General features: G+C 60.7%; 23 protein-coding genes. 10 read left to right on the forward strand and 13 right to left on the reverse strand.

Annotated features, from left to right (window positions below; all coding sequences use genetic code 11):
* Positions 1–98 precede the first annotated feature (98 nt).
* Both K0H48_RS16015 and K0H48_RS16020 read right to left on the reverse strand, forming a co-directional pair.
* Positions 99–686 carry an NUDIX domain-containing protein gene (locus K0H48_RS16015; protein WP_219268362.1) on the reverse strand — a complete coding sequence of 196 codons (588 nt, stop codon included), beginning with the start codon at positions 684–686 and terminating at the stop codon, positions 99–101.
* Between the two features lie 67 nt (positions 687–753).
* Positions 754–1,605 (reverse strand): SDR family NAD(P)-dependent oxidoreductase, encoded by an 852-nt coding sequence (locus K0H48_RS16020; protein ID WP_219268210.1) that lies wholly within the window; start codon positions 1,603–1,605, stop codon positions 754–756.
* Between the two features lie 162 nt (positions 1,606–1,767).
* Between K0H48_RS16020 and K0H48_RS16025 the strand changes: the two genes are divergently transcribed.
* Positions 1,768–2,694, forward strand: coding sequence for an alpha/beta hydrolase (locus K0H48_RS16025; RefSeq protein ID WP_219268211.1), 927 nt, complete (start codon positions 1,768–1,770; stop codon positions 2,692–2,694).
* 192 nt (positions 2,695–2,886) lie between these two features.
* On the opposite strand, the gene K0H48_RS16030 is transcribed toward K0H48_RS16025, so the two are convergent.
* A complete protein-coding gene (locus tag K0H48_RS16030) occupies positions 2,887–4,047 on the reverse strand; it encodes an alpha-hydroxy acid oxidase (RefSeq protein ID WP_219268212.1) in 1,161 nt (386 codons plus the stop codon).
* 121 nt (positions 4,048–4,168) lie between these two features.
* Here K0H48_RS16030 and K0H48_RS16035 point away from each other — a divergent pair, with 121 nt between their 5' ends.
* Complete coding sequence (locus tag K0H48_RS16035) at positions 4,169–4,954, forward strand: DeoR/GlpR family DNA-binding transcription regulator (RefSeq protein ID WP_200433340.1); 786 nt, start codon at positions 4,169–4,171, stop codon at positions 4,952–4,954.
* Here the strand turns inward: K0H48_RS16035 and K0H48_RS16040 are convergent.
* The 3 genes from K0H48_RS16040 to K0H48_RS16050 are packed head-to-tail and all read right to left on the reverse strand — an operon-like array spanning position 4,919 to position 6,302.
* Positions 4,919–5,644, reverse strand: coding sequence for a DUF72 domain-containing protein (locus tag K0H48_RS16040; protein WP_219268213.1), 726 nt, complete (start codon positions 5,642–5,644; stop codon positions 4,919–4,921). The two genes, K0H48_RS16035 and K0H48_RS16040, sit on opposite strands and share 36 nt — an antisense overlap.
* The gene (locus K0H48_RS16045) at positions 5,644–6,075 is read right to left on the reverse strand and encodes a DNA methylase (protein ID WP_138815712.1); all 432 of its coding nucleotides are present in this window, start codon (positions 6,073–6,075) and stop codon (positions 5,644–5,646) included. The genes K0H48_RS16040 and K0H48_RS16045 overlap by 1 nt, the downstream gene beginning before the upstream one ends.
* A gap of 2 nt (positions 6,076–6,077) precedes the next feature.
* Positions 6,078–6,302 carry a hypothetical protein gene (locus tag K0H48_RS16050; protein ID WP_219268214.1) on the reverse strand — a complete coding sequence of 75 codons (225 nt, stop codon included), beginning with the start codon at positions 6,300–6,302 and terminating at the stop codon, positions 6,078–6,080.
* Positions 6,303–6,528: 226 nt separating this feature from the next.
* Here K0H48_RS16050 and K0H48_RS16055 point away from each other — a divergent pair, with 226 nt between their 5' ends.
* The gene (locus K0H48_RS16055) at positions 6,529–7,089 is read left to right on the forward strand and encodes a type 1 glutamine amidotransferase domain-containing protein (protein WP_069788463.1); all 561 of its coding nucleotides are present in this window, start codon (positions 6,529–6,531) and stop codon (positions 7,087–7,089) included.
* Between the two features lie 94 nt (positions 7,090–7,183).
* On the opposite strand, the gene K0H48_RS16060 is transcribed toward K0H48_RS16055, so the two are convergent.
* A complete protein-coding gene (locus K0H48_RS16060; protein WP_138815709.1) occupies positions 7,184–7,387 on the reverse strand; it encodes a hypothetical protein in 204 nt (67 codons plus the stop codon).
* Positions 7,388–7,555: 168 nt separating this feature from the next.
* Here K0H48_RS16060 and K0H48_RS16065 point away from each other — a divergent pair, with 168 nt between their 5' ends.
* The gene (locus tag K0H48_RS16065) at positions 7,556–7,843 is read left to right on the forward strand and encodes a hypothetical protein (RefSeq protein WP_307877368.1); all 288 of its coding nucleotides are present in this window, start codon (positions 7,556–7,558) and stop codon (positions 7,841–7,843) included.
* 1 nt (position 7,844) lies between these two features.
* Here the strand turns inward: K0H48_RS16065 and K0H48_RS16070 are convergent, their stop codons facing one another.
* The 3 genes from K0H48_RS16070 to K0H48_RS16080 all read right to left on the reverse strand — a co-directional run bounded on the left by K0H48_RS16070 (position 7,845) and on the right by K0H48_RS16080 (position 9,539).
* A complete protein-coding gene (locus tag K0H48_RS16070) occupies positions 7,845–8,417 on the reverse strand; it encodes a cytochrome b (protein WP_219268215.1) in 573 nt (190 codons plus the stop codon).
* A gap of 133 nt (positions 8,418–8,550) precedes the next feature.
* Entirely contained in the window at positions 8,551–9,093 is a 543-nt protein-coding gene (locus tag K0H48_RS16075; protein ID WP_138815706.1) for a putative natural product biosynthesis protein, read from the reverse strand.
* A 62-nt stretch (positions 9,094–9,155) separates the two neighbouring features.
* Entirely contained in the window at positions 9,156–9,539 is a 384-nt protein-coding gene (locus K0H48_RS16080; RefSeq protein WP_138815705.1) for a DUF2946 domain-containing protein, read from the reverse strand.
* A 180-nt stretch (positions 9,540–9,719) separates the two neighbouring features.
* Between K0H48_RS16080 and K0H48_RS16085 the strand changes: the two genes are divergently transcribed.
* The 4 genes from K0H48_RS16085 (at position 9,720) to K0H48_RS16100 (ending at position 13,863) form a co-directional block, all read left to right on the forward strand.
* Positions 9,720–10,328: an SCO family protein gene (locus K0H48_RS16085; RefSeq protein WP_017134494.1), complete on the forward strand. Its 609-nt coding sequence runs from the start codon at positions 9,720–9,722 to the stop codon at positions 10,326–10,328.
* Positions 10,328–10,804 (forward strand): copper chaperone PCu(A)C, encoded by a 477-nt coding sequence (locus K0H48_RS16090; RefSeq protein WP_219268216.1) that lies wholly within the window; start codon positions 10,328–10,330, stop codon positions 10,802–10,804. The genes K0H48_RS16085 and K0H48_RS16090 overlap by 1 nt, the downstream gene beginning before the upstream one ends.
* A 424-nt stretch (positions 10,805–11,228) precedes the next feature.
* Positions 11,229–12,857, forward strand: coding sequence for an argininosuccinate lyase (locus K0H48_RS16095; RefSeq protein ID WP_368862153.1), 1,629 nt, complete (start codon positions 11,229–11,231; stop codon positions 12,855–12,857).
* A gap of 91 nt (positions 12,858–12,948) precedes the next feature.
* Entirely contained in the window at positions 12,949–13,863 is a 915-nt protein-coding gene (locus K0H48_RS16100) for a LysR substrate-binding domain-containing protein (RefSeq protein WP_219268217.1), read from the forward strand.
* On the opposite strand, the gene K0H48_RS16105 is transcribed toward K0H48_RS16100, so the two are convergent.
* Positions 13,817–14,752 carry a LysR family transcriptional regulator gene (locus tag K0H48_RS16105; RefSeq protein WP_219268218.1) on the reverse strand — a complete coding sequence of 312 codons (936 nt, stop codon included), beginning with the start codon at positions 14,750–14,752 and terminating at the stop codon, positions 13,817–13,819. The two genes, K0H48_RS16100 and K0H48_RS16105, sit on opposite strands and share 47 nt — an antisense overlap.
* A gap of 86 nt (positions 14,753–14,838) precedes the next feature.
* On the opposite strand from K0H48_RS16105, the gene K0H48_RS16110 reads away from it, so the two are divergent.
* Positions 14,839–15,870, forward strand: coding sequence for an NADP-dependent oxidoreductase (locus K0H48_RS16110; protein WP_219268219.1), 1,032 nt, complete (start codon positions 14,839–14,841; stop codon positions 15,868–15,870).
* Here K0H48_RS16110 and K0H48_RS16115 read toward each other — a convergent pair.
* The gene (locus tag K0H48_RS16115; protein ID WP_219268220.1) at positions 15,857–16,186 is read right to left on the reverse strand and encodes a DHCW motif cupin fold protein; all 330 of its coding nucleotides are present in this window, start codon (positions 16,184–16,186) and stop codon (positions 15,857–15,859) included. The genes K0H48_RS16110 and K0H48_RS16115 overlap by 14 nt on opposite strands.
* A gap of 140 nt (positions 16,187–16,326) precedes the next feature.
* Between K0H48_RS16115 and K0H48_RS16120 the strand changes: the two genes are divergently transcribed.
* Positions 16,327–16,809: an HIT family protein gene (locus K0H48_RS16120; RefSeq protein WP_219268221.1), complete on the forward strand. Its 483-nt coding sequence runs from the start codon at positions 16,327–16,329 to the stop codon at positions 16,807–16,809.
* A 968-nt stretch (positions 16,810–17,777) separates the two neighbouring features.
* Here K0H48_RS16120 and K0H48_RS16125 read toward each other — a convergent pair.
* Entirely contained in the window at positions 17,778–18,242 is a 465-nt protein-coding gene (locus K0H48_RS16125; RefSeq protein WP_219268222.1) for a GNAT family N-acetyltransferase, read from the reverse strand.
* Positions 18,243–18,415: the final 173 nt, after the last annotated feature.

The following is an 18,415-nucleotide window of genomic DNA, read 5'->3' on the forward strand; positions in this document are numbered from 1 at the left end:
GAGGACTTTTTGGTTACCTTTTTGGTCCTTCAAAAAGTGACCCGCCGTCAGGGCGGAACCCTAAGCCGCCATTACCGCAGCAACGGATATATACTCAATCACCAGCCATCTTTAAGCATCCGCAATTCCAGATGCTGCAACAGCATGATGGTCTTGCCATCAACAATCTCCCCACTGCTCACCATCGCCAGCGCCTGCTCAAACCCCAGCTCCAGCACTTCGATATCCTCACCCTCCTCCTCCAGCCCGCCCCCCGTACCAATCTGATCCGCCTGCGAATACTCACCGATAAAAAAGTGAATACGCTCAGTCACCGAGCCTGGACTCATAAACGCCGCGTAGATTTTTTCCACATGCCCCACGCGATACCCAGTCTCTTCCTCAGCTTCCAGGCGAATACGTTCTTCAGGGCTGGCATTGTCCAGCAACCCGGCGGCCGCTTCGATCAAGTAACCGGGGTAATCGTTGACATACGTAGGCATGCGAAACTGCCGGATCAACAGCACCGTGCGCTGCCCACGGTTGTACAACAAAATGGTCGCGCCATTACCCCGGTCATACACCTCACGGGTCTGGGCCTGCCAGCTGCCGTCCTGGCGGCGCAGGTCGAAGCTGTACTTTTTCAAGTTGTACCAGCTGTCTGAGAGCGTCTCTTCAGCAGTGATGCGAATGGGGCTGTTGTCCATGGTCGGGCCTTTGTTCATAGAAGCCGGGAGCATGTCGCGCCAGCAATGTCAGCGTCAAGCGGCCTGCTTACAGAGGCGGCTGCTTGATGCGCGACCACGCAGCAGCGACCTCTTGCGCATTGGCCGCCTTGATGCGCGCAAGATTACGCGGGTACTCCACGCCTGGGTTTTCCGTAAAGCGCGTGGCAGTGAATTGACCATTGCTGGCGCGCAGGATGTAGCCCGTGTCCTGGCACTGCCCAGAGGCCAGAAACACCACGCCCGGCGTCACCCACTCTGGCTTGAGTTCATCCGGTTCGTCGGTTACGCCCCACATGCGCGTCTTGGCCACTGGCGAGATCGCGTTGACCTTGATGCCGGCCTCGGCGCCTTCATGGCTCAGGGCGTTCATGATGCCCAATTGCGCCATCTTGCCGGCGCTGTAGGCCACCAGCCCGGTTTGCTCATATTGAACGTACATGGCGCGGTCGGAGGTGGTCAGGATGATGCGCGGCGCCGCCGAGCGCAGCAGGTGCGGCCAGGCGTGCTTGCACAACCACAGCGGCGCGTAGAGGTTGATGTCCATGGCGCGCTGGAGGAAGGCGGCGTCGAGGTCGGCGATGCTCTGGTAACCCACCCAACCGGCGTTATGGATCAGGATATCGAGCTGGCCGTAAGCCTCGATCGTGAAGCGGATGAGTTGCTGGCAGCCCTCGTCCGTAGACAGGTCGCCGCCATGCCCGAGCACCGCCAGCCCTTCGGCCTGCAAGGCGGCGGCCGCTGCGTGCACCACTGACGCATCGGTGCCGGCGCCCAGCTTGTCGGCGCCGATATCACTGATCACCACGCGCGCGCCGCCTTGGGCGAGCGCCCGTGCATAACTGAGACCCAGCCCGCGCGCACCGCCGGTGATAATTGCCGTTTTGCCGGTAAAATCCATGTCTGTGCTCTCCTGTTCGGCCGCCCACCCTAACAACCCGAGCAGCGGTTGTTCAAGGCTGCAACACTTTGCAAGCAATCCCCCTCTACGGCCGTCGAATTAATGCCTGAGCGCACACGCCATCTGGTAAAACGCCTGCTTCACCTTTGTCCTGGAACCTTCATGTCCTCTCGTTTTCTGTCCCGCCTGGGCCTGCGCTGGTTTCCCCTGCTGTGCATGGCCATCCTGATTGTCGGCCTGCCGGTGGGGTGCGCCGTGCTGCAACACAAGGAGCGCGAGCTGGTGTTTCGCATCGAGCCGGGCACCGCCAGCTGGTACACCGGCCTGCCCAAAGCGGTGCAGGAATTCGATATCAAGCCGGCCAGTTTCAAATCGGGGCAGAACCTGCATGGTTGGTGGTACCCGGCCGACAACAAGGATGCGCCGGCGATCCTCTACCTGCACGGCGTGCGCTGGAACCTCACCGGGCAGTTGTTTCGCATCGAACAGCTGCACGCGCTGGGTTTTTCGGTGCTGGCCATCGACTATCGCGGTTTTGGCCAAAGCCACGGTGATTTGCCGTCGGAAACCTCGGTCTACGAAGACGCGCGTATCGCCTGGGAGCGTTTTCAAACCTTGCAGCCCGACCCAGGCAAACGCCTGATCTACGGGCACTCACTGGGCGGCGCCGTGGCTATCGACCTGGCAGTTGAGCTGAGCAAGCAAACGCCGGTTCCGGTGCGCGGGCTGGTGATCGAGTCCACCTTCACCTCGCTGGGAGATGCAGCCACCGCCGTGGCCAATACCTCGTTGCCGGTGCGTTGGTTGCTGTCGCAGAAATTCGATTCCATCGACAAGATCGCCGACGTGCACATGCCGTTGCTGGTGGTGCACGGCCTGGCCGACCAATACGTGCCACCGCGTTTCAGCCAGCAGTTGTTTGAAGCCGCCCAGCAGCCCAAACGGTTGCTGCTCGTACCCGGCGCCACCCATAACAACAGCATGAGCCTGGCCGGCCGCAGTTATGGCCAGGCACTCGATAAGCTGATGCGCGCCAAGACGCCAGCAACGATAGTCAAGCACTCCACAGGTGGCGACGGCGACTCGTAACGCCACTTTTCGGCACTGGGTTCGCGCTTGGCTGTCAAGCGCCAACCCTGCCCATACTGGCCCAAAACAAATTCTGATCAAATATTAACCGAAGGTTAAATCGCCAACCCTGCCGGGCCTTCGCAAAGTTATCCACAGAGATACCCACGGTTTTCGTGGACAACTCTTTTTACTTTTTTACGATTTTTTTGCTCAGTAAACCCCTGTGGGAAAGCTACCCGGCAGCAAAATCTCGCGATTCACATCGCGTATATCGTTATAGCCACACAGTGCCATCGACACATCCAACTCGCGGGCGATGATGTCAAGTGCCTTGGTCACACCGACTTCACCCAGCGCGCCCAACCCATATAAATGCGCGCGGCCGATCATGGTGCCTTTGGCGCCGAGTGCCATGGCCTTGAGCACGTCCTGGCCGGAGCGAATGCCGCCATCGAGCCACACTTCAATCTGCTCGCCCACAGCCGTTGCAATCGCCGCCAATTGGCTGATGCTCGACGGTGCGCCATCAAGCTGGCGGCCACCGTGGTTGCTCACCACTAACGCATCCGCACCGCAATGGGCGGCCAGCCGCGCATCTTCCACATCCAGGATGCCCTTGATAATCAGCTTGCCGCCCCAGCATTTTTTGATCCACTCCACATCGTCCCAGCTCAGGCGCGGGTCGAATTGCTGGCCGATCCAGGATGACAGCGAACTGATATCGGCCACGCCTTTGACATGCCCGACGATATTGCCGAAGCCATGGCGCTTGGTGCCGAGCATGCCCGCCACCCAACGCGGTTTTGTCAGCATGTTGAGAATATTCGGCACGGTCAGTTTGGGCGGGGCCGACAAGCCGTTGATCAAGTCCTTATGGCGTTGGCCCAGGATCTGCAAATCCAGAGTCAGCACCAGCGCATCCACACCGGCGGCCTTGGCGCGCTCGATCAACTGCTCCATAAACGCGCGGTCACGCATCACATACAACTGGAACCAGAACGGTTTGCCGACGTGGGCGGCAATGTCTTCCAGCGAACAAATGCTCATGGTCGACAAGGTATAACGCAGGCCGAACGCGGCGGCGGCGCGGGCGGTAAGGATCTCGCCGTCGGCATGCTGCATGCCCGCCAGCCCGGTGGGTGCCAGGGCCACGGGCATGGCCATGTCCTGGCCGATCATAGTGGTGCGGATTGAACGCTCATCGATATTGCGCGCCACGCGCTGGCGAAACTGGATGCGGGCAAAATCGCTTTGATTCGCGCGGTAAGTGCTTTCAGTCCAGGAGCCGGAGTCGGCGTAATCGTAGAACATCCGTGGGACACGTTTTTGCGCGAGCCTGCGTAAATCTTCGATGGTTGTGATCATCGGCATCTAGGTCACCTCTCCCTGAACTGAGCCTGGAGAGTAACCGCCCATCGGCTTGGCAACCAGCCATTGCGTTTAGATTGGCGGGCGACTAATCTCGCACAAACCCGCATAAAGACGCATAACCATGCACAACACCCATCAAGCCATTGACCTGCCTTCGTTGCGCAAACAGAAGATTTTGCTGCTGCTGGAACGCGATGGCAAAGTTACCGCATCCGAATTGGTCGAACACTTTGCCGTGTCCCAGGACACCATCCGCCGCGACCTCGGCGAACTCGCCGCCGCCGGGCTGCTGCAACGCGTGCACGGCGGCGCCCTGCCCCGGCCCAAAGACACCGGCAAGGACTTTTTCACCCGTGTCGGCGAAACCAACGAGATCAAGCGTCACCTTGCCCGACTGGCCGCCGACCTGGTGCAAGACGGCCAGATCGTACTGTTCGATTCCGGCTCGACCACGCTGCAGATCGCGCAGTCCTTGCCGCGTTCGATCCGCCTGACCGTGGTCACCCCGTCGCCAATGATCGCCATCGCCTTGGCCGATCATCCCGAGGTCAAAGTGATCCTCGCCGGCGGCCAACTCAACCCCGCCACCCTGTCCACCAGCGGCCAGGACGCCGTGCGCCTGATCCAGAGCATCAAGGCCGATTTGCTGTTTACCGGCGTCTGCGCGCTGCACCCGCAAGTGGGCATCAGCTCGCTGCATTTTGATGAAGTGGCGGTCAAGCAAGCCCTGCTCGACAGCGCTTCCCACGTGGTGGCCGTGACCCTCGCGGACAAGCTCGGCGCGGTGGAACCCTTTGTGGTGGCGCCGTGTAACCGCATTCATACGCTGATTACCGAATGGCATGTGCCCAGTGTCGAGGCGTATGAGCAATTAGGCTTGGAAGTGCTGCGGGTAGAGGTCGAGTAGCAACAAGCCATCGGTCACGGCGTGGCCGCTGGCGGTGTTGTCGAAGATGCACCAGGCAGGCATGCCTGATTCGGCACATTGACGCAGCTGTTCAGCCAGCGCCTGCACCCGTTGCGGGCCATAGGCACTGTGGTAGATGCGCGGCGAGCCATGCAGGCGCCAGTACTGCACGCCCTGCCAACCTGCGCTGGCATCGAGCACCGCTGGGTCGGCGGTCACGCGGCCTATCTGCAGGTCCACCAGCAACGCCTGCGCCTCAAGCCAGCTGGCGTGGCGTGGTTCAAGCACCACGGCACCGGCAAAACGCTGGCGCAATGCAGTGAAAAAACTTAACGCCACACTGGGTTCATAACGCAGCGAAGGCGGCAATTGAATCAGCAGGCAGCCGAGTTTTTCACCCAAGCGCAAGCACTGTTCCAGGAACTCATCCAGTGCCGTCTCGCAGTGCTGCAAGCGCAGTTCATGGGTGATGAACTTGGGCGCCTTGACCGAAAACCGAAACCCCGGCGGCACCGACTGCGCCCAGCGCTTGTAGGTGTTGGGCTGGTGCGGCCGGTAAAAGGAGCTGTTGATTTCCACCGCATTGAATCGCGATGCATAGCGCTGCAAATGCGTGCCCTCGCCCGTAAAGGCCGGCCAGTGTTCGCGCGGCAAGCTCCAGCCCGCGCAGCCCACGTAGAGCGGCGCCATCAAAACAGAACCTTGGCCGCGTCACGCATGAAAATCTCGATGGTCTTGGGGCCCACGCCGTCGAATTCGGCCAGGCGTTTTTCGAATGCCTGGCGGTCATCGCTGGCGCTGCGCATGTGGCTGATCTTGCCCGCGTACTCGGCATTCAACTTGGCGCTGAGGTCCAGCAGACGCTGCGCCGTGCTTTCGTCGTAACGCACGTAATGGGCACGCCCGAGCATCGAAACCAGTTCACGCGACGTGCAATGTTGCAACTTGCGTGCAGTGTCGCGGCCCTCTTGCTCCACGATCACCTTGTAAGCCTGCGCCGCAATGGGCGCCTGAATACGCTTGCCCATCAGAAAGCTGGCGACAAACCATTTGAACAGGCTGGCGTCATCGTCGGGCGCCAGTTCAATGCCCAGTTCAGACGCCGTGATCGACCGGGCCATGCTCAGTGGCCCAGCTTGCGCTCGGCCTTGGCGGCCTGCTCGTTGATGGCGTAAGTCTGGCGTTCGGTGTCCTTGATCGACGTGGGCGTCAACACTTTGTCCACGGTTTCGGTCTTCGGATTTGTCTGTTCCAGCGTCTGCCCCTTGGCAGGTGGTTGACGGCCTTTCTGGGCGTCTTCGGAGCTGATGGGTTCCGGGGTTTTGTCGACAGTCTTGGGGTCGGTCATGGTGAATCTCCAGACAATTGAAGGCCGGCAAAAAGCAGCAGGCACTTATGCAGCAGAGGCCGGCGCTTTTCGATAGTTCAAGGTTTTTGCAGGCCAGACTTCCACGAAAACCATCTACAAAAACCATCCACGAAATAAGTCCAAATTAATTTAAACCTTTGCCGTCCACGCTCGATCCACTCTCCCACACAGCGTGTTTAATTCATCCAGCAGGAGAGACTCGACCATGAGCTCACAACTCAACGGCAAGAACATCCTTATCATCACCTCCAACACCGGCATCGAGCGCGATGAACTGCTCAAGCCGCTGCAAGCACTGCGCGGCTATGGCGCGACGGTGACGCATGGCTCCAGCAAAGGTGGCACCGTACAGACCTTTGTCGGCGACACGGAGAAAGACCAGACCGTGGAATCCGAGGTCAAGCTGTCGCAGGTGCTGAGCAGCGACTTCGACGCGCTGGTAATTCCCGGCGGCACCGTGAATGCCGACACCCTGCGCCAGGACGCAGCTGCGCTGAAGTTGATCAGCGACTTCGCCAAGGCCGGCAAAACCGTTGCCGCCATCTGCCACGGCCCATGGGCACTGATCGATGCCGGCGTGATCAAGGGCAAGACCCTTACCGCGTACAAAAGCGTGCGCATCGACCTCGAAAATGCCGGCGCTGCAGGTGTGGTCGATGCCCAAGTCAAGGAGTGCAAGGCCAACGGCTGGACCTTGATCACCTCGCGCACACCGGATGATTTGCCGGCATTCAACGAGGCGATTGCCAAGGCCGTCGCAGGTTAACTGCCAGACTTGAACGCAAACAGGCGCCCGTAGGCGCCTGTTTGCTGTGTGGCTTGTGTTCAGTGTTTACGGTGCTATTTATTTATGGTGCTATTTATTTATGGTGCTGGGCCATCTCACGTTTTGGCCCGAACATGGCCCACGCTATCAGCCCGAACAGCGGCACAAAAATCAGAATGATCAACCATAACCCCTTGGTCTCCCAGCCGCCGGTGCTGCGCAACACGATGTTGATTGCCCACAGCTCCAACACCAGCAAAATTACCGCCAGCACGATCCAGATATAGTCTATTTGCATGCATCACCTCCTGAGGTCGTATGCATTAGGTCAAGGGATCGGCGTGAGGGTTCATTAAAAATATCGGTGCACGGCCTTTCGTCGTGGCGGCGAAAAAAATCCAAACTTTGCCAGATCACCTGCACTCCCAATTAATGCCTCCCTTTGGATTTAGAGGAAGGGACGCTTTTGACAGGTGAAGCATGGAAAAGGATTCTCGTCATGAAGACCGGTATTTCCTGCAAGATCGTGTTAGTGATTTGCCTGACCGGATGGTTGGCAACACCCGCCTACGCAGCCTTTGGCGACGCCATCCCAGGCTCGGCCCTGCCTCCAGGCTCGTACCCCAGCAGCCCGGCGGACAGCAACAAAAAAGCACAGACGCCGCCGAAGGAAAAGGCTTCCTCCAGCGGCTCGTCAACACAGCAGCAAGGCGCGAAGAAACCCCAGAAAAAAGCCCCCAAAAAAGGCCGTTGATCTAGCGCCATATCTTGCGGGTGTTGCCCGTCATGCGCCGCAACACCTGTGGGTTACCGCACAGGTAATGCACGATTACCATGCCGATATGCCCCACGATCAACACCAGCATTGTCCAGCCCAGCAAGCTATGAAAGTTGCGTCCCAGGTCAATCATCCACTGGATTTTCTCGCCCTCGAAACCCGCCATGATCGGCACGCCAAACGCCGAAAATTCACGGCCGGAGCCGTACTGGCGCACCAGCCCGATAAAGGGGATCAGGAACATCAGCGCATACAACGCAGTATGCCCGACAGAAGCCGCACGGTTCACGCTCGGTGGGCGGTTGTGCCGGCTCAGCAGGGTCCAGCCGGCTCGCAGTATCAGCAGCACCAGCAGAAGCAGGCCCGCCGATTTGTGATACGGCCATAGCAGCTTGTCCAGCGCAGAATCGGAGGACAGATAGTGGACAACCGCCGAGCAATAACTCCAGCTAAACACGATTGCCATCAGCCAATGCAACGCCCGGCTGAGCGGGTCGTAGCGCTCGCTCGCGCAGAAGGAATTGGGCATCTCATCAGAAGTTTTCGTCATCGCGGCCTCTTATTAGTCTGTGCATCACATGGACCGTGAAGATGGCATTTCCGGCAAAAAAATAGAATTGATGAGGATGCCCTCGCGAAACATCAGGCCGTTTCCTACGATATTTTGGGACGCTCTTAGGGTCTTACGGCACCGGCAACCAACCGCTGAAACCGTTTTTGGCCAGCGGGCACCAGGCAAAGTCGCCTGTCGGGTCGGGCAGTAGCTGATGCTCAACGCCCGCCAACGCGCCACTCTTCCAATCAAACACCCTTGAGTCTCGCCAGGCCAGGACCACGCCCTGGGCCTGGCTTTCATCGGCATTGATCCAACGTGCCGCCGCGGCCGCCATAAAGGCCTCAATCGGCTCGTCGTCTATCTGCGATCGATACGAGGACGCCAAGAGCCAGCGGCACACGTTCAGGTGATAGGTCCAATCCTGAGCAACCTGGTGGCGGTAGGCCCAGGTCATGAAGCTGCGAAACAGGTTCAAGCCCTCCGGCGGGTCGAGCTTGAGCAGCGCCGGGCAGATATCGAACAAGGTGTGCCAGTACGGCAACAAGCGTGCATCCAGGTGCACGAAACAGCGCGAATTGCTCGGGTATTCGGGGCGCAAGGGTTCGGCGCGCAAACGCCGGGATGCCTTGCTGACCAGGCGGCTGGCGCCTGCTGGCAATGGTGGGTTCATGAAACGCACTCACAGTCGTGACGATAGAACGCCTCCTGATCACAGGAAGCCCAAGGCACACGTCAGAAAGCGGGGGAAGCGCGAGGGTTGGCCGACGGCCAGGAATAGCGTGGAGGGGCTTTATTGCGCCGTTCATGGGCCGGGCGCGGGGTTTGCCCCAGGCCGAGCAGCCAGGCCAGGCCGATCATGAACACGATGGCCACGGTCACGGCCGCGCACACCGGGCAGGCAAAGTAGTTCGAGATGTTGCTAGAGGCGGTGTTTCCTAACCCTTTGTCGGAAAGTGGCGCTTGGCTACCGTCCACCGAACAGAACGCACCGCCGATGCCATTGAGCTGCAAGCCCATCATCTGTCCGTGCCCCAAACCGCAGACGAACAGGTTCATCAGCACGCAGAAGTACAGGGCCCAGGCGATCAGCGAACGGTCGGGGTGGCTCAATTTCATGGCGGCGACTCTACCACCGAAGCCGCAAAAGGATGAAGCGCCACGCGCCCCTGTGGCAGAACGTCGCAGATTACGTGGGCTGGCCGGGGTTGGTAGACTGTGCGCCCGCATCATTACTCCTTTTCAAAGCCTGAACTGTCGATCCAGAGCAATGCAGGCGTTTCACAGGATGCACAGTTGATGAGTACGTTATTCACCCGCCGCAAAGTGCTGACCGGTATGGGCCTGCTGGGCCTGGGCAGCCTGCTGGGCGGCTGTGACTACAGCCCCAAGCTGAACTTCAAGTACGGCAAGGACCTCAGTGACAAGATTATGGGCCGCACCTTCAAGCTCAAGAACACCGACGGCGAAACCGTCACCCTGAGCTCGTACCGTGGCCTGATGCCAGTGGTGTTCTTCGGCTTCACCCAGTGCCCGGCCGTGTGCCCCACCACCCTGGCCCGCGCCGCCCAGGCCAAGAAGCTGATGGGCCGCGATGGCAAGATCATGCAAGTGGTGTTTATCACCCTCGACCCCGAGCGCGACACCCCCGAATTGCTCGACCGCTACGTCAAGGCCTTCGACCCCAGCTTCGAGGCGCTGTATGGCACCCCGGAAGAAATCGCCGTGGCCGCCAAGGAGTTCGGGATCTTTTATGAAAAGATCCCGGCCGGGGACACCTACACCCTGTCCCACACCTCCACCAGTTTCGTGTTCGACACCCGTGGCAACCTGCGCCTGGGCCTGTCGGCATCCCTTACCGCTAAAGAGTGCGCAGAAGACCTGCTCACCGTCATGGAGGTCTGCTAATGACTGCCGTTCAAACCCTCAAGCGCCTGACATTCGGCCTCACCTTGCTGGGCCTCGCGGCGCACGCCAGCGCCCAGGTACAGGTCAGCGACGCGTGGGTACGCGCAACCGTGGCCGGCCAGACCTCCAGCGGCGCGTTCATGACCGTCACCGCCGACAGCGACAGCAAACTGCTCAGCGTGAAGTCACCTGTGGCCAAGGACGTGCAGATTCATGAGATGAGCATGAAGGACGACGTGATGCGCATGGGCCCGGTGGATTCGGTGGCCCTGCCTGCCGGCAAAGCGATCAAGCTCGACCCGGAGGGCTACCACGTGATGCTCATGGGCCTCACCGGCCAGATCAAGCAAGGCGACCAGGTGCCGCTGACCTTGACAGTGGAAAACGCCAAGGGCGAGAAGCAGACTGTTGAAGTAACAGCCCCTGCCCGAGCGCTGACCGACATGGGTGACATGGACCACAGCAAGATGCACTGAACCGCCCGTGGGGAGAGCCCGACTTGCTGTGGCTAGCAAGAGGCTCTGGGGCAAGCAGGATTGTTGTGGCAAGCCTGCTTGTTGTGGCGAGCAGGCTTGCCCTGCGCTGGGGCGCGAAGCGGCCCTAAAACCAGACGCCGCATTCTTGCTGATTAAACGCAGTAGCCCTATTGGGGCTGCTGCGCAGCCCAACGCAGGGCAAGCCTGCTCGCCACAACAGCCTTTTAGCCACAGCAAGTCTTCTAACCACAACAAGTCTTCTAACCACAACAAGCCTTCAAGACACAACTTACCCCTCTCACACCCCATATCTAAAACCTCTGCCATCAACACTTTCTATATATTTTCAATCTACCCCAACACCCGCTAGCCTGATTGCGCCGCAACGACGGCCCATAACTCCAACAATAAATCAGGTGTCTCTGTGAACAACACATCCCCCCAACGTGCGGTGAAAAGCTTGCTTTCCCTCGCCGTGACCCTCGCTCTGTTCAACAGCCTCAGCGCCTATGCCGCCAACACCGGCGAGCTGCCCTGCACCACCACTGAACAATGCGCGGCCCAGGCGGCCAAGGTCGGCGCCACGCCCGACAGCTCGCAAACCGAGCACAAAGCCAAAGGCGACCCGACCCAGACCCAATTCGCCTGGCTCAACCGCATCAACAAAGCCTCGATCGTGATGCTCACCGAAGAAGGCATCGTCAAACCCGAGATGGGCCAAAAGATCGCCGGCGGTGTGCGCTACGCCATCGCCCAGGCCGACCAGCCCGGCGGCACGCGCCCCAGTGATGTGCTGCAACTGGAAAAAATCATGACCGACAAGATCGGTCCCGAAGCCTCGTTGATCCACTCCGGCCGCAGCCGCCAGGACATGCTCGCCACCTACCGCCTGGCCGCCCTGCGCAGCCAGGTGCTGGCCTACAGCGAAGCGCTCAACGCCACACGCCAACGCCTGCTGAACATCGCCGACAAAAACGTCGACACCCTGGTGCCCGCCTACACCAACGGCGTGCAGGCCATGCCCATCAGCTATGCGCATTACCTGTTGGCGTTTGAAGCCGCGTTCGACCGCGACGGCCAGCGCATCCGCGAACTGTATGCACGCCTTAACCAGAGCCCGATGGGCACCGCCGTACTGGCGAACTCGGCGTATCCGCTGAACCGCGAGCGCCTGGCCGAGCTGCTGGGCTTTGATGGCGTGCGCGAGAACTCGCTGGATTCCAGCCAGGTCTCGACCTATGACATTCCCATCGAGGCCGCCAATATGGCGGCATCGTCCGCCATCCGTGTGGGCGCGATGATTGGCGATATCCACACCCAATACCATCAGATCCGCCCCTGGTTGCTGCTCGATGAAGAAGCCACCTACACCAGCAGCGCCATGCCGCAAAAACGCAACCCGGGCTTGCTGATGCGCGCGCGTGAGAGTGCCTCGGACGTGGTGGGGCTGGCCCAGGCCGTGACCTTGCGCGCGCATAACGTCACCACCGGCATGACCGACTACAAGTTCGCCTTCGACTCGCTGGGCGTGTTCCGCTCGACCCAGGAAATGTTCCACAGCCTCGACGCGGTGCTCGACGCGCTGCAGATCAACCCGCAGCGCGCGCTCGAAGAACTGGAGTCGGAATGGACCACCTCGATGGAGCTGGCCGACACGCTTGAGCGCCAGTACAAAGTGCCGTTCCGCATCGGCCACAGCTTTGCCTCGCTGATCGTCACCGAAGCGCGCAGCAACGGCACCACGCCGAAGACCTTCGCCTATGCCGACGCGCAGAAGCTGTATAGCCAGGCAGCGGACAAGTACAAATGGACGCCCAATACCCTGCCGCTCGATGAAGCAGGTTTTAGAGCGGCGCTGTCGCCCACCAATATGGTGCAGACGCGCAAAGGCACCGGCGGCCCGCAGCCCCAAGAGGTCAAGCGCATGCTGGTGGAGGCGCGCAAGACGCTGCAGGCAGATCAGCAGTGGCTCAAGGAGCGGCGTGAAAAGCTCAAAGGCGCCGAAACCCATCTCGACCAGGCCTTCGACAAGCTGGCCGACAGCAAGCGCTGAACCGATTGTGGTGGCCCCAGGCTTTGGGCATATTGACGGCCGGGCCGCTTGCGGCCACCCACCACTGCGTCTTGTCACGGGATAGGCCACCATGGAACTTCGCCATTTACGCTATTTCATCATGGTGGCCGAAGAGCGACATTTCACCCGTGCCGCTGCACGCCTGAACATGCAACAACCGCCCCTGAGCCAGCAGATTCGCGCCCTGGAGCAGGAGCTGGGGTTCGATCTGTTCAAGCGCCACCCCAAGGGCGTGGACCTGACGGCCGGCGGCCGGGTGTTTCTTGAAGAAGCCCAAGCCATTCTGGCGCGTGTCGAGCATGGCGCACTCAAGGCCTCTCGCGTGGCCCAAGGTATCGAGGGCACGCTGGCCATCGGTTTCACCAGTTCGGCCGCCGCCCACGCACTGATCCCACGCATCATCCGCGCCTACCGCGAGCGCTACCCGGCGGTAGAGCTGTCGATAAACGAAGGCAGCGCCCGGGAGCTGACTGAAGACGCCATCGAAAAACGCATCGACGTCGGCATCCTGCGCGCGCCGGTCAGCACCCATCAAAGCCTGACCTTCCACCGCCTGCTCAACGAAGAAATGCTGCTGGTCCTGCCCACCGGCCATCCGTTGCTGGCCGCCGCCGACAGCGCCATCCCCATTGCTGCGCTCAAAGACGAACGCTTTATCCTGGTCCGCCGCCCCGGCGCGCCGGGCATGTACGCCAACCTGATCACCGCCAGCCAGAACGCCGGTTTCGAACCCAAAATCGCCTTTGAGGTGGAACGCATGCTGACCAACGTCAGCCTGGTCGCGGCCGGTGAAGGCATCTCCGTGGTGCCGGCGTCGATGCGCGATGTGCACCGCGACAGCGTGGTGTATTGCCGGATCAAGGATGCCCGCCCCAAGCTGCTGGCGCCGATTACGCTGGTGCGGCGCACGTTTAATCCGTCGGCGCCGTTGCAGAACTTTATAGGCCTGGCACGCGAGCTGGGGGCGGTGTATCGCAAAGGCTGAGACCCTTCACCCTCGGTTGCGTCATCAAATGAAACCCCTCACTGAGCAATTCGACCGTGGCACGGATGCTTTCAGTCTGGCGCGGCACCGCGAACAGCCCGTAGTTGACGCTCAACGCGGCGTTGCTTGCGGGCGCCAGCGCAATCACGCGCATGGTGTGCGGGTTGATATTGTCGGCGGGCAACAGGGCAACGCCCAGCCCGTTTTCGACAGCCGCGCTGATCACACCGACGTTCGGGCTGGTGACGGTCACGCGAAAGTCGCGACCGGCCGCCAGTAATGCGTCGAACATCAAGCGTCGCCACGCGCATGGCTCGGCGTACACGATCACGTCCAGAGGCAGTGCCGGATCGACTTCATCGTCAATCGCGCACACCCAATAAAGCGGCACATTCCAGGTACGCACCGGGTCGGCGGCGAATACCGAGCTGACGCCAATAGCCACATCCAACAGGCCGTCGTGCCAGCGCTGCGCTAAAGCGTCGCCGTGGTCCACGGTGATTTCCATGTGCATATGCGGGCAGGTGCGGCGCAGACGGCCCAACGCCGCCGGCAAGGTGGTGACCGCCACGTCTTCGGACAAGCCCACGCGCACAGTGCCCATCACCGTACGCTCCTTCAGGCGTGTGGCGACCGTTTCACCCAGGGCCAGGATGCGTGTGGCGTAGCTGAGCAACAGCTCGCCCTCAGTAGTTGGCACCACGCCACGCCCGGTGCGGCGCAGCAGGCGTTGCCCAAGCACCTCTTCCAGACGGCGAATCTGCGCACTCAGGGCCGATTGCGCCCTGCCCGCCTGCTGGGCGGCGCCACTGAGGCTACCGTGGTGGCACACCGCAACGAAAGTGCGCAGCAAATACGGTTCGAAGGCATCGGATATCATGTTTGGCATAACTCTGAATCATTTGGTATGAGCCTACCTTGATAGCTTGCCGATGGCTACGCTGCTCAGCCTGTTCAATCAGTGAGTAATACGCCATGAACCACACCGAAAACACACGCATCGTTTTGGCCGCACGCCCCGACGGGCGCCCGAAAATCAGCGACTTCCGCCTGGAACACTCACCTGTCCCCGAACCCGCCGACGGCGAAGTGTTGCTGGAAAATCTCTACCTGTCCCTCGACCCCTATATGCGCTGGCGCATGAGCGCGGCCAAATCCTATGCCGAGCCGGTGGGCATTGGCGAGGTGATGGTGGGTGGCACCGTCGCGCGCATCAAACAGTCGCGTCACAGCGACTGGCACGAAGGCGATATTGTTCTGGCCTACGCCGGTTGGCAGCGTTTTGCCTTATCCAACGGCCAGGACTTGCGCCGCCTCGACCCCAGCGTCGCCCATCCCACCACTGCGCTCGGTGTACTCGGCATGCCGGGGTTTACCGCCTACGCCGGGCTGCTGAATATCGGTAAGCCAAAACCGGGCGATACCGTCGTGGTGGCAGCGGCCAGTGGCGCAGTCGGCTCGGTGGTCGGCCAGATCGCTCGGCTGCAGGGTGCCCGCGCCGTGGGGATTGCCGGCGGCGCCGACAAGTGCGCTTTCGTGAAGGATGAACTGGGCTTTGATGCAGTCATCGACCATCGCGCCCCGGACTTTGCCGGACAACTGGCCAAGGCCTGCCCGGACGGCATTGATGTGTACTTCGAGAACGTCGCCGGGCCGGTGTGGGACGCGGTACGCCCACTGCTCAACGACTTCGCGCGGATTCCGGTGTGCGGGTTGATCGCCCACTACAACGACGGCGCGATACAGCACGCACAGGCCGACCGACTGCCGGCGACGATGCATGACATCCTCGCCAAGAGCCTGACCGTGCGCGGGTTTATCCAGACTGAATTTGTCGACCAACAACAAAACAGGTTCTTGCAGGAAGCTGCGCAGTGGATCGCCGAGGGCACACTGAAATTTCGCGAGGACGTCATCGACGGCCTGGCCCAGGCACCTGAAGCGTTTATCGGGCTGCTGGAGGGGCGCAATTTCGGCAAGCTGATCGTGCGCCTCAATCCACAATAAACAGCTTCGCACCACTGCGGGTGGATGAGCGATGGCCTTCCATGTCATTGCCTACCTGGTAACTCATCCCGGCCGTCAGCGTGAACTGGCGGCCGTCTTCCAACTCGGTGTGCAACTCCCCTTCAAGACACAGCAATACATGCCCGCGCCAGCACCAGTGATCGGCCAGGTAACCGGAGGTGTACTCGACCATACGCACGCGGGTGGTGCCGAAGTTGCAGGTTCGCCACAGGGCACTCCCGGTAATGCCTGGGTGAAGTTCGGGCTCGACGGTGGACCAGTCGGTGGTGCCAAACGGGACAGCGGTCAGTTCCATGGGGGGCTCGGTCGTCAGTTAACGTGGCACGACACTATCCCCCTGGCACCCGCAGCGACAGACACAGATCGCCAGCTTTTGTAAGATACAGCCGCCCATGCTTGTTATCCTGCCCGCCCGGCTCTCATGGACGCATGCGCATGCAGATCGACCCCGCCTTCATCCTTCATGAAACCGAGCACTGGTTGCTCAATCATCATCTGACCTCAAAGCTGCCGGGCTACCTGATGCTGGGCGCCAAAGCGCCGATCGACTCCCTGGCTGCTATGCCCGAGGCCGCGCTAGCCGAGCTGGGTGGCATGCTCGCCAAAACCCAACGGGTGATGGAGACGCAACTGCGGCCGAAGTGGCTGTATATCAGCCGCTACGGACACATGCCGGGCTTCCCGCTGCACTTTCACTTTATCCCAGTGCATGACTGGGTGGAGCAGGCGTTTTGGCGGGATGAGCGCTATCGGCTGCTGCAAGGTTTTGGTTCAAAGGAACAAGGGCTGACCGATGGGGCTGAGCTGACGCTGTTCGTATGGCGCGAACTTGGCGAGAGCCTTACACCGCCGCCCGCCCAAGGTCCCACCGTGGAACAGGTTATTCAAACACTGCGCACAGCCTTCGGCGCAGAATGAAATCAACGGTGGGAGCTGTCGAGCCCCAGCGAGGCTGCGAAGGCGGCGGCACTGGCGAAACATAAGCTGCCTGAGCCACCGCTTTCGCAGCCTCGCTAAAGCTCGACAGCTCCCACAGGGAATCGGCTGTGTTGGTTAGGTCTCAGTTCGCAGGGCCATCGCGGCAGGCACAAATCCCGCCAGCGAAGCAATTCAAATGTGGGAGCTGTCGAGCCCCGGCGAGGCTGCGAAGGCGGCGGCACAGTCGATACATAAGTTGCCTGACCCACCGCTTTCGCAGCCTCGCTAAAGCTCGACAGCTCCCACAGGGGATCGGCTGTGTTGGTTAGGTCTCGGTTTGCAGGGCCATCGCGTCGAACGCGGATTTTTCCAGCGATATAGATCAAATGTGGGAGCTGTCGAGCCCCAGCGAGGCTGCGAAGGCGGCGGCACAGGCGAAACATAAGCTGCCTGACCCACCGCTTTCGCAGCCTCGCTAAAGCTCGACAGCTCCCACAGGGGATCGGCTGTGTTGGTTAGGTCTCGGTTTGCAGGGCCATCGCGTCGAACGCAGATTCATTCAGCGACGACGCTCAAATGTGGGAGCTGTCGAGCCCCGGCGAGGCTGCAAAGGCGGCGGCACTGGCGAAACATAAGCTGCCTGACCCACCGCCTTCGCAGCCTCGCTAAAGCTCGACAGCTCCCACAGGGGATCGGCTGTGTTGGTTAGGTCTCGGTTTGCAGGGCCATCGCGTCGAACGCAGATTCACTCAGCGACGACGCTCAAATGTGGGAGCTGTCGAGCCCCAGCGAGGCTGCGAAGGCGGCGGCACAGGCGAAACATAAGCTGCCTGACCCACCGCTTTCGCAGCCTTGCTAAAGCTCGACAGCTCCCACAGGGGATCGGCTGTGTTGCTTGGGTCTCAGTTCGCAGGGGTATCGCGACAGACACAACCCCCCCCAGCGACAAAGCTCAAATGCAGGAAGGGTCACAGCCGTTTTACCATTGGGATACACGCCAACGCCAACCCCGAAGGCGAGTGATACACCGCCTGCTCCTCACCCATATACCCGCAGGCCCGGTAGAAGCTCGCCGCATTCAACGTCGCGTCCAGCACGACCTCTTCAATCGCCAGTTCCCGCGCGAGCTTTTCCAGGTGATCCAGCATGGTCTTGCCGTAACCACGGCCAGTAAACGCCGGCAGCACAAACAGCGCACCCACTTCGTTGTTGTCCAGATCGAGCATGCCGGTGGCGACCGGTACGTCATTGACCCAGCCCAGGTAAAACGGCTTGTCCATCAGTGTGTCGTAACCGTCTTCAGCGCGGCCACGGGTCCACAGCGCCATTTGCTCGGCGGTGTAGGCGCCGATGCATTGGCTGCGGATGGCCAACAGGCGAATGGCGAACGCCGCCTGGGCGTCCGCTGGGGTGGCGCGTTTGATCTCTAGCATTGCTCTCTCCGTCCATGACCTCATCGTGCCATTAGTACACGTGTGCTAATCGACCCCTTTACCCGGCGGCGCTATATTCCCCGGCACTTCCAACGCTCTCCCTGGCACCGCACACCTGTTGCGTGAGGGTGCGTTGCGCGTTGGAAAAACCCTAACAATCCCAAGGAAGAAGC

Origin of the sequence: Pseudomonas sp. Xaverov 259 (assembly GCF_019352915.1) — a bacterium.
Lineage (GTDB): Bacteria > Pseudomonadota > Gammaproteobacteria > Pseudomonadales > Pseudomonadaceae > Aquipseudomonas.